Source organism: Pseudomonas sp. AGC41 (genome assembly GCF_057334555.1).
On record NZ_JBHFJB010000136.1, the window covers coordinates 37123 to 45125 of the forward strand.

The following is an 8003-nucleotide window of genomic DNA, read 5'->3' on the forward strand; positions in this document are numbered from 1 at the left end:
CGCCACAAGAGCCTATCCAGCAGAAATCAGGGATTACGCGCCAGATGATCCGGCTGCAGCACGCGCTTGGCGCCCAGGTAGGCTTTCTGCCAATAGGCCTTGGACAGGCTGTCGAGCTTGACCGTACCGCCCGTGGCCGGCGCATGGACGAAACGCCCCTCGCCGACATAGATTCCGGCATGGCTGACCTGGGAGCCGCCATTGGTGGCGAAGAACACCAGGTCACCGCTCTGCAACGCATCCTTGCCGACTTCCGGCGCACGCATGCTGATCATTTCGCGCGTGGAGCGTGGCAGCGAGATACCGGCGGCGTCACGGTACACATAGCCGATCAAGCCACTGCAATCAAAACCTGAATCCGGCGTGTTGCCGCCCCAGCGATAAGGCGTGCCCACCAGGCCCAACGCCCGGAACAGCACGTCTTCGGCGGCGGGAGAAAAAGTCTGGGAAGGTGCGAACACTACCGGAGCCCGCACCGGCGCGGGCGGCGGGGTGCGACTGACGCACGCGCTGAGCAGTGCGGCGAGAAACATGAGAGCAAGGCGGGCCGAGGTCGACATAGGCACAACAATCCTGATCTGGATGCGGCTTTTTCTGCCGTGGAGATGGAAACAGATCCGCCCGCGTAATACGCAGGCGGATTGCCATCAATCAATGATCATGGATTCTAGCGGCTATGGGCCAAACTTCAAGTAAGACTTTAAGTTTGCCCTACAAACTGTGCGATTACTTGCGAGCCGTTACGACAGTCGGTGCCATGGCGAGGGCGCGCTTGGCTTCGATGAAGGTCTTGCTCCAGTAGCTGTCGCCCAGGCTGTCGATTCGCACCCCACCGCTGCGGCGGCTGCTGGAGTGGATGAACTGATTGTCGCCCAGGTAGATACCGGCGTGGCTGACCCGACCGCGACGACCATTGGTGCTGAAGAACAGCAGGTCACCGGGTTCAAGTTGGTTGCGAGCGACCAGTGGGGCCTTCACGTTGATCATTTCACGCGTGGAACGCGGCAGGTTCATGCCCGCCTCTTCGCGAAACAGGTAGCCGATGAAGCCGCTGCAGTCGAAGCCGGCTTCGGAGGTCCCGCCAAAACGATAACGTGTGCCGATCAACGACATGCCACGCTCCAGGATGCTGTCTGCCAGCACTGGAAGCTGATAAGGCTTGCTGCCGGCGAAGTCTGCCAGCTCTTTGTCGGAGGCCATTTCTTCCTGGAACGCAACGGCGGAAGACTGGGCGGTAACGGTGTTTTTCACCTGTGGTTGTGGCGCTTGCTGGGTCACTGGAGAGTGGGCAGCGCAACCGAACAACAGGGTAACGAGTGCGAGAGGCACGAGGGGTGCGAAGCGATTTAGCATGGGCACGACCGTGGCTGAGGTAGTAAAGATGGCGAGACTATGCCTTCTATCAACCTCATTTGCAAATTCAATCGATGCAAATGTGACTTCTCGGTTTTGCCTTTACATCTAAGCGCTTAAGCCGATTTTTAACGTCGAAAGGGCTGCAGCCCAGCAGGACCGCGGGTTTCGTCGCGAGCAAAACAGGCCATGAGCCACTACGCCGCGACCGTTTTACCAGCCTAAAGTTTCTTTCAAGAAAGGAATAGTCAGCTTGCGCTGGGCCTGGAGCGAGGCCTGGTCGAGGCGTTCGAGCAACTCGAACAACGCGCTCATGCTGCGGGTACCACGGGTGAGGATGAAGTGGCCGACTTCGTCGGTCAGGTGCAAGCCGCGTCGGGACGCACGCAACTGCAAGGCGCGGAGTTTGTCCTCGTCGGAAAGCGGGCGCATCTGGAAGATCAGCGCCAGGGTCAGGCGGGATTTCAAGTCCGCCAGCTTCACCGGCAATTCCCGTGGCGAGGTCGATGCGGCAATCAACAGGCGCCGGCCACTGTCGCGCAAGCGGTTGAACAAATGGAACAGCGCCTCTTCCCAATCGGCCTTGCCGGCCACTGCCTGGAGATCATCCAGGCAGACCAGTTCGTACTGTTCCAGGTTGTCGAGGATTTCCACGCCGCGATCCAGCAGCTCGGCCAGTGGCAGGTACACGGCAGGCTCGCCCAACTGCTCGAAGCGCAAGCACGCCGCCTGTAACAGATGCGTGCGCCCTACCCCGTCCTTGCCCCACAGATAGATCAGGCTCTCGGTCCAGCCGGCGTCGGCTTCGCAAAGCCGCTCGACATAGCCGAGTGCAGCGGCATTGGCGCCTGGGTAGTAATTGATGAAGGTGGCGTCATCACGCAGACGCACACCTAGGGGCAGCTGAATCGGTTTCATGCTGACTGAACGGTTCCAAGGGAACCATTAGTGGCCTCTGTGTAAAGTTTGCAAAGTTTATACCCGTGGCGCAGACCGCACAATGCGCCGGACCCCGAGCAAAATCAAAGGTTTGCAGCAGCAAGGGCACGGAGCGTCAGTTTCCCTGACGCCGCGCCTGCCATTTTCCCTAGAGGTCGGGGTCCTCTGCGCCGCTATATATGTCGGAATCCTTGTACAGATCGTGCATATGACGCACCAGCACCATGATCACCGCCGCCACCGGTAGCGCCAGCAGGATCCCGGTGAAGCCGAACAACTCGCCACCCGCCAGGATCGCGAAGATCACCGCCACCGGATGCAAGCCGATACGATCCCCCACCAGCAACGGCGTCAGCACCATGCCTTCCAGCGCCTGCCCGACCATAAACACCGCGACGATGCCGACCATGGGATACAGGTCGCCGCCAAACTGGAACAGCCCGGCGATCAACGCCGCGCCAATTCCGATGACGAACCCCATATATGGCACGATGGCCGCCAACCCGGCGATCAGGCCGATCAACAGGCCCAACTCCAGCCCTACCAGCATCAGCCCCGCCGCATAGATGAAGCCCAACGCGACCATGACCAGCAACTGGCCCCTGACAAACGCCCCCAGCACTTCGTGGCATTCGCCAGTCAGCGTCATGATGCGTTCTTCGCGGTGGCGCGGCAGCAGGCTGCGGATCTTCGCCATCATCAGGTCCCAATCGCGCAACAGATAGAAAGCCACCACGGGAATCAGCACCAGGTTCGCCAGCCAGCCGATCAGCGCCAGGCTCGAAGCCGTGGCCTGGCTCAAGACCACGCCGACGATATCGGTGGTCTGCCCCATGTGTTCGCTGATGGCGGCCTTGACCTTGTCGAACTTCCAGAAGCCGTCCGCCAGGCCCAGCTTCGATTGCACCCACGGTACCGCGGTGTGCTGCAGCCAATCGAGCATTTGTGGTGCCAGCTCGTACAGGCGCACCAGTTGCTTGGCCAGCATGGGTATCAGCACCAGCAGCAGAGCACTGACGATCAAGGTGAATAACGCAAACACTGCCACCACGCCCCAGGTCCGGGACAGGCCGAGTTTTTCCAGGCGATCGACCACCGGATCGAACAGATAGGCCAGTAACAGCGCAACCAGGAACGGCGTGAGGATCGGGTGAAGCAAGTAGATAAATGCAATCAGCAGGGCGACCCCACCCAACCAGAACCAACGCCGCGTATCGCCCATGAACCACTCCTGCCCCTATAAAAGAAAGAAAACTACCAGCGGAATCGCAAGTTAGCCGCCGGCGACGGTGTCGTTGCCGGGGTCGCGACCGGAACCGTTCCGTCGGCGGCCGGCTGCGCCGCAAGCACTGGCGCGACGGCTTCAGCCGGTGGCAATTCCTGCAGCTTGGCCAGAGCCAACTGCGCCTTCAGTTGCTCGGCGCTGCCGTTGACCTTGTAGACGATCATGTCGCCCTCGACCCGCTGCACCTGGCCAGCGAACGGTTCGAGCAGACGCCCCAGCGCTGCATAACGCTCCAGGTTCATGCCTTGGACTTCCAGCAACTGCTCGGTCGCCACCCCCGGCTTGGCCACGAAACGCGGCGCCAAACGCTGGCTCACCGCCAACATCACGGCATCGGCCAGCGCCGCGGGATCGGCGCCCTGGGCGCTGCCCTGTTCGCGCTGGTCGCCCAGCCACAGGCGCCAGGTGGCCTGCCACTGACCACCCTCTTCCTTGGCATGGACCGCCAGCAAGGCATCCGAACCATACCGTTCCGACGCGCCACGCAACGGCGCCGGATCGTTGCCTTGCAACGTCGGCGCGGTGGCGACAATCTGCTCGCTCAAGTCCGCCAACGGCAGGTGCAGCGGCAAACCCCGGTGCTGGGCCGCGCGGCGCAGCGGCGTGGCGCTGGCCTGGCCATCGCCGACCAGGCTGGAGCCTTCTGCCGAGTCATTCAGCCACCAACCCAGGATCGATGGACGATTCGCGCCCCAGAGCGCCAGCCCGGCCGAACGCAACGCGCGGTCGGTGCTGGCGGGATCGAAGTCCACCTGCAGGCTTTCCGGAGGACCGGCGTCGTAGCCGTACTGCAGAATGATCTGCTGCGGGTCCTTGCGGATCGCCGCCAGGCCGGGATTCTGCGCGGCCTTGGCGTCGCCGGTCAGGCGCAGCACCAGGGTGTCCAACGCTCGCAACGTTGCCTGGTTACGCTCATCCGGCGCCTGGCTGCTGACCGGCTCACGCACCTGATAAAGGTTATTGAGGGTTTCGGCATGGCTCGCCAGGCTGATCAGCGACAGGCAGCCCATGGACAAGAATTTGAAAAGACGCATGGAAGATTCCCGGACATAACGGCTGGCACCGGCCGTGTGGAGAAGATTGAGCATGGCTGTGACCACGGCACCGGGGAAAACATTCACCACCCGGCGCGAGTTTTCTATTGTCATAACCATAGCCGCTTACCGCTACACCTTATACAGACGCGTCGCCCAGTACCAATACAAGAAATAACGGTTTTTTTCGCGGATATGTCCCTGCCCGTCGGTGCGAGGATGGCCGCTGGTCCACAAGCCTGATAAAATCGCGCGCCTTCGCAGACCGGCAATGGCTGGGCACCCGGAATAATTCGCACAACGGTTATTCAATGGCCCCGGCGATCGGTCGTTACCCAGAAATCCCCCCTTTAAAGGCCTGGATCATGAGCAAGCAACCCTCCCTGAGCTACAAGGACGCCGGTGTAGACATCGACGCCGGTGAAGCATTGGTCGAACGCATCAAGAGCGTCGCCAAGCGCACCGCGCGCCCGGAAGTCATGGGCGGCCTGGGCGGTTTCGGCGCCCTCTGCGAGATCCCGGCCGGCTACAAGCAACCGGTTCTGGTCTCGGGCACCGACGGCGTCGGCACCAAGCTGCGCCTGGCCCTGAACCTGAACAAGCACGACAGCATCGGCATCGACCTGGTGGCCATGTGCGTGAACGACCTGGTGGTCTGTGGCGCCGAGCCGCTGTTCTTCCTCGACTATTACGCCACCGGCAAACTCAACGTCGACACCGCCGCCCAGGTCGTGACCGGCATCGGCGCCGGCTGTGAATTGTCCGGCTGCTCGCTGGTCGGCGGCGAAACCGCTGAAATGCCAGGCATGTACGAAGGCGAAGACTACGACCTGGCCGGCTTCTGCGTCGGCGTCGTGGAAAAGGCCGAGATCATCGACGGCTCGAAAGTCGCCGCCGGCGACGCCCTGCTCGCCCTGCCCTCTTCCGGTCCGCACTCCAACGGCTACTCGCTGATCCGCAAGATCATCGAAGTCTCGGGCGCCGATATCGAGAACACCCAGCTCGACGGCAAGCCACTGGCCGACCTGCTGATGGCCCCGACGCGCATCTACGTCAAGCCGCTGCTCAAGCTGATCAAGGACACCGGCGCCGTCAAGGCCATGGCCCACATCACTGGCGGCGGTCTGCTGGACAACATCCCGCGCGTGCTGCCGAAAGGCGCCCAGGCCGTGGTCGACGTGGCGAGCTGGACCCGCCCGGCGGTGTTCGACTGGCTGCAGGAAAAAGGCAACGTCGATGAAACCGAAATGCACCGCGTACTGAACTGCGGCGTGGGCATGGTCATCTGCGTGGCCCAGGAGCACGTCGAAACCGCGCTGAACGTCCTGCGCGACGCGGGCGAGCAGCCGTGGGTCATCGGCCAGATCGCCACCGCGGCCGAAGGCGCCGCACAGGTCGAGCTGAAAAACCTCAAGGCACACTGATGTCCGCAACCTGTGACGTGGTGGTGCTGTTGTCCGGCACCGGCAGTAACCTGCAGGCCCTGATCGACAGTACACGGACCGGCGACAGCCCGGTCCGGATCCGCGCGGTGATTTCCAACCGCGCCGATGCCTACGGCCTGCAACGTGCCGAGGAGGCGGGTATCGATACCCGCGTCCTCGATCACCAGGCGTTCGACGGCCGCGAGGCCTTCGACGCCGCGCTGATCGAACAGATCGACACCTTCAAACCACAACTGGTCGTACTCGCTGGCTTCATGCGCATCCTCAGCGCCGGCTTTGTGCGTCACTACCAGGGCCGCCTGTTCAATATCCACCCATCGCTGCTGCCCAAATACAAAGGGTTACACACTCACCAGCGCGCGCTGGAGGCCGGCGACACGGAGCATGGCTGCTCGGTTCACTTTGTCACCGAGGAACTCGATGGCGGACCACTGGTCGTACAGGCAGTAATACCGGTAGAGTTGCACGACACGCCGCAAAGCCTGGCGCAACGGGTCCACGCCCGCGAACACCAGATCTACCCGATGGCCGTGCGTTGGTTTGCCGAAGGTCGGCTGACGCTCGACGATCGCGGCGCCTCACTGGACGGCCAGTTGCTCGCCGCCAGCGGCCATTTGATTCGATACTAGGAGATTTTATGCGTCGCGCCCTGCTCTTCGCTTGCGCTCTGCTTGCCCTGCCCCTGGCACAGGCCGCAGACCTTCAACCGTTCTCCGCCAGCTACACCGCCGACTGGAAACAGCTGCCCATGAGCGGCACCGCCGAGCGCAGCCTGACCAAAGAGGCCAACGGCACCTGGAAGCTGAGCTTCAAGGCATCGATGATGATCGCCAGCCTGACCGAAGAAAGCACCCTGACCCTGGACAAAGACACCCTGCTGCCGCAGTCCTACCACTTCGAGCGCGGCGGCCTGGGTAAAGCCAAGAAAGCAGACCTGGATTTCGACTGGAACGCGAAGATGGTCACCGGCACCGATCGCGGTGACGCGGTCAAGCTGCCATTGAACCGCGGCATGGTCGACAAATCCACGTACCAGCTGGCCCTGCAGCACGACGTGGCGGCCGGTAAGAAAAGCATGAGTTATCAGGTCGTCGATGACGGTGAAATCGATACCTATGACTTCCGCGTGCTCGGTTCGGAAAAAGTCGACACCAAGGCCGGCCAGATCGACGCCATCAAGGTCGAACGCGTGCGCGACCCGACACAAAGCAAGCGCATCACCGTGCTCTGGTTCGCCAAGGACTGGGATTACCTGCTGGTACGCCTCCAGCAAGTCGAGACTGACGGCAAGGAGTACAACATCATGCTCCAGGACGGTACGGTCAACGGCAAGGCTGTGAAAGGCAGCTGATCAGCGCCGAACGTTAAAAAGCCCCGCAGATGCGGGGCTTTTTGTTGCCTGAACTCCAACCCCACCACCTCCGCCCTGTGGGAGCGAGCCTGCTCGCGAAAGCATTGGATCAGCCAGCAAGGATGTTGACTGACACACCGCTTTCGCGAGCAGGCTCGCTCCCACAGGGTCCGGTGCCTGCTTGCCGACATGAAAATTTCTTCATGAACGCCACCTGCGACCAAACGCCGCGCCCTGCCTGGCCTGCACGACGGCTGTGCGCTTCATGAAAACTTCTTTATCACCCCGGCCATTTACTTAGCTCGCTACCAAAATCTATAACAAAACCCTGCACACGCCTTGCTGCAGATAACAGAGATTGGAGCTTGCGAGATGACTGTGAAAGTAACTGAACGCGACGACGCCCATATGTCCCACGAAGGCATTGCCGCCGGTATCCGGATCTGGGATGTGCATCAACAGGATCTGCTGGTGGGCATGTTCCATTCCGAGACTGACGCTCATAGCTACAAGGCTGAGCTGGAACGTGAGGAACGGCAGCGTTTGCGTGAGACCGTAGAATCCTGAAGGCAACACATTCCCTGATGTGGGAGCGA

Annotated in this window: 9 protein-coding genes; 4 read left to right on the forward strand and 5 right to left on the reverse strand. The window is 61.5% G+C overall.

The window, feature by feature from the left end; genetic code table 11:
• Positions 1 to 26: 26 nt before the first annotated feature.
• The 5 genes from ACE04F_RS22080 to ACE04F_RS22100 all read right to left on the reverse strand — a co-directional run bounded on the left by ACE04F_RS22080 (position 27) and on the right by ACE04F_RS22100 (position 4611).
• The gene (locus ACE04F_RS22080; RefSeq protein WP_486109926.1) at positions 27 to 560 is read right to left on the reverse strand and encodes a C40 family peptidase; all 534 of its coding nucleotides are present in this window, start codon (positions 558 to 560) and stop codon (positions 27 to 29) included.
• A 166-nt stretch (positions 561 to 726) separates the two neighbouring features.
• Positions 727 to 1353: a C40 family peptidase gene (locus ACE04F_RS22085; protein WP_486109927.1), complete on the reverse strand. Its 627-nt coding sequence runs from the start codon at positions 1351 to 1353 to the stop codon at positions 727 to 729.
• Positions 1354 to 1566: 213 nt separating this feature from the next.
• Positions 1567 to 2271, reverse strand: a complete 705-nt coding sequence (gene hda, locus ACE04F_RS22090) for a DnaA regulatory inactivator Hda (RefSeq protein WP_003178999.1) — start codon at positions 2269 to 2271, stop codon at positions 1567 to 1569.
• A 169-nt stretch (positions 2272 to 2440) separates the two neighbouring features.
• On the reverse strand, positions 2441 to 3514 hold the full coding sequence (locus ACE04F_RS22095; protein ID WP_486109928.1) for an AI-2E family transporter: 1074 nt from the start codon (positions 3512 to 3514) through the stop codon (positions 2441 to 2443).
• 32 nt (positions 3515 to 3546) lie between these two features.
• A complete protein-coding gene (locus ACE04F_RS22100) occupies positions 3547 to 4611 on the reverse strand; it encodes a DUF2066 domain-containing protein (RefSeq protein ID WP_486109929.1) in 1065 nt (354 codons plus the stop codon).
• A 365-nt stretch (positions 4612 to 4976) separates the two neighbouring features.
• Between ACE04F_RS22100 and purM the strand changes: the two genes are divergently transcribed.
• From purM to ACE04F_RS22120, 4 genes are all read left to right on the forward strand, one after another.
• Positions 4977 to 6035, forward strand: a complete 1059-nt coding sequence (gene purM, locus ACE04F_RS22105) for a phosphoribosylformylglycinamidine cyclo-ligase (protein WP_305499425.1) — start codon at positions 4977 to 4979, stop codon at positions 6033 to 6035.
• Positions 6035 to 6685 (forward strand): phosphoribosylglycinamide formyltransferase, encoded by a 651-nt coding sequence (gene purN / locus ACE04F_RS22110; RefSeq protein WP_486109930.1) that lies wholly within the window; start codon positions 6035 to 6037, stop codon positions 6683 to 6685. Before purM ends, purN begins: the two co-directional genes overlap by 1 nt.
• Positions 6686 to 6693: 8 nt before the next feature.
• Positions 6694 to 7407: a DUF3108 domain-containing protein gene (locus ACE04F_RS22115; protein WP_305499421.1), complete on the forward strand. Its 714-nt coding sequence runs from the start codon at positions 6694 to 6696 to the stop codon at positions 7405 to 7407.
• Between the two features lie 372 nt (positions 7408 to 7779).
• On the forward strand, positions 7780 to 7974 hold the full coding sequence (locus ACE04F_RS22120; RefSeq protein WP_486109931.1) for a hypothetical protein: 195 nt from the start codon (positions 7780 to 7782) through the stop codon (positions 7972 to 7974).
• Positions 7975 to 8003: the final 29 nt, after the last annotated feature.

Coding starts and splice junctions, on each gene's coding strand:
- ACE04F_RS22085 (WP_486109927.1), bottom strand. CDS start 1,353: ATGCTAAATCGCTTCGCACCCCTCGTGCCTCTCGCACTCGTTACCCTG.
- ACE04F_RS22120 (WP_486109931.1), top strand. CDS start 7,780: ATGACTGTGAAAGTAACTGAACGCGACGACGCCCATATGTCCCACGAA.
- ACE04F_RS22080 (WP_486109926.1), bottom strand. CDS start 560: ATGTCGACCTCGGCCCGCCTTGCTCTCATGTTTCTCGCCGCACTGCTC.
- purN (WP_486109930.1), top strand. CDS start 6,035: ATGTCCGCAACCTGTGACGTGGTGGTGCTGTTGTCCGGCACCGGCAGT.
- hda (WP_003178999.1), bottom strand. CDS start 2,271: ATGAAACCGATTCAGCTGCCCCTAGGTGTGCGTCTGCGTGATGACGCC.
- ACE04F_RS22100 (WP_486109929.1), bottom strand. CDS start 4,611: ATGCGTCTTTTCAAATTCTTGTCCATGGGCTGCCTGTCGCTGATCAGC.
- purM (WP_305499425.1), top strand. CDS start 4,977: ATGAGCAAGCAACCCTCCCTGAGCTACAAGGACGCCGGTGTAGACATC.
- ACE04F_RS22115 (WP_305499421.1), top strand. CDS start 6,694: ATGCGTCGCGCCCTGCTCTTCGCTTGCGCTCTGCTTGCCCTGCCCCTG.
- ACE04F_RS22095 (WP_486109928.1), bottom strand. CDS start 3,514: ATGGGCGATACGCGGCGTTGGTTCTGGTTGGGTGGGGTCGCCCTGCTG.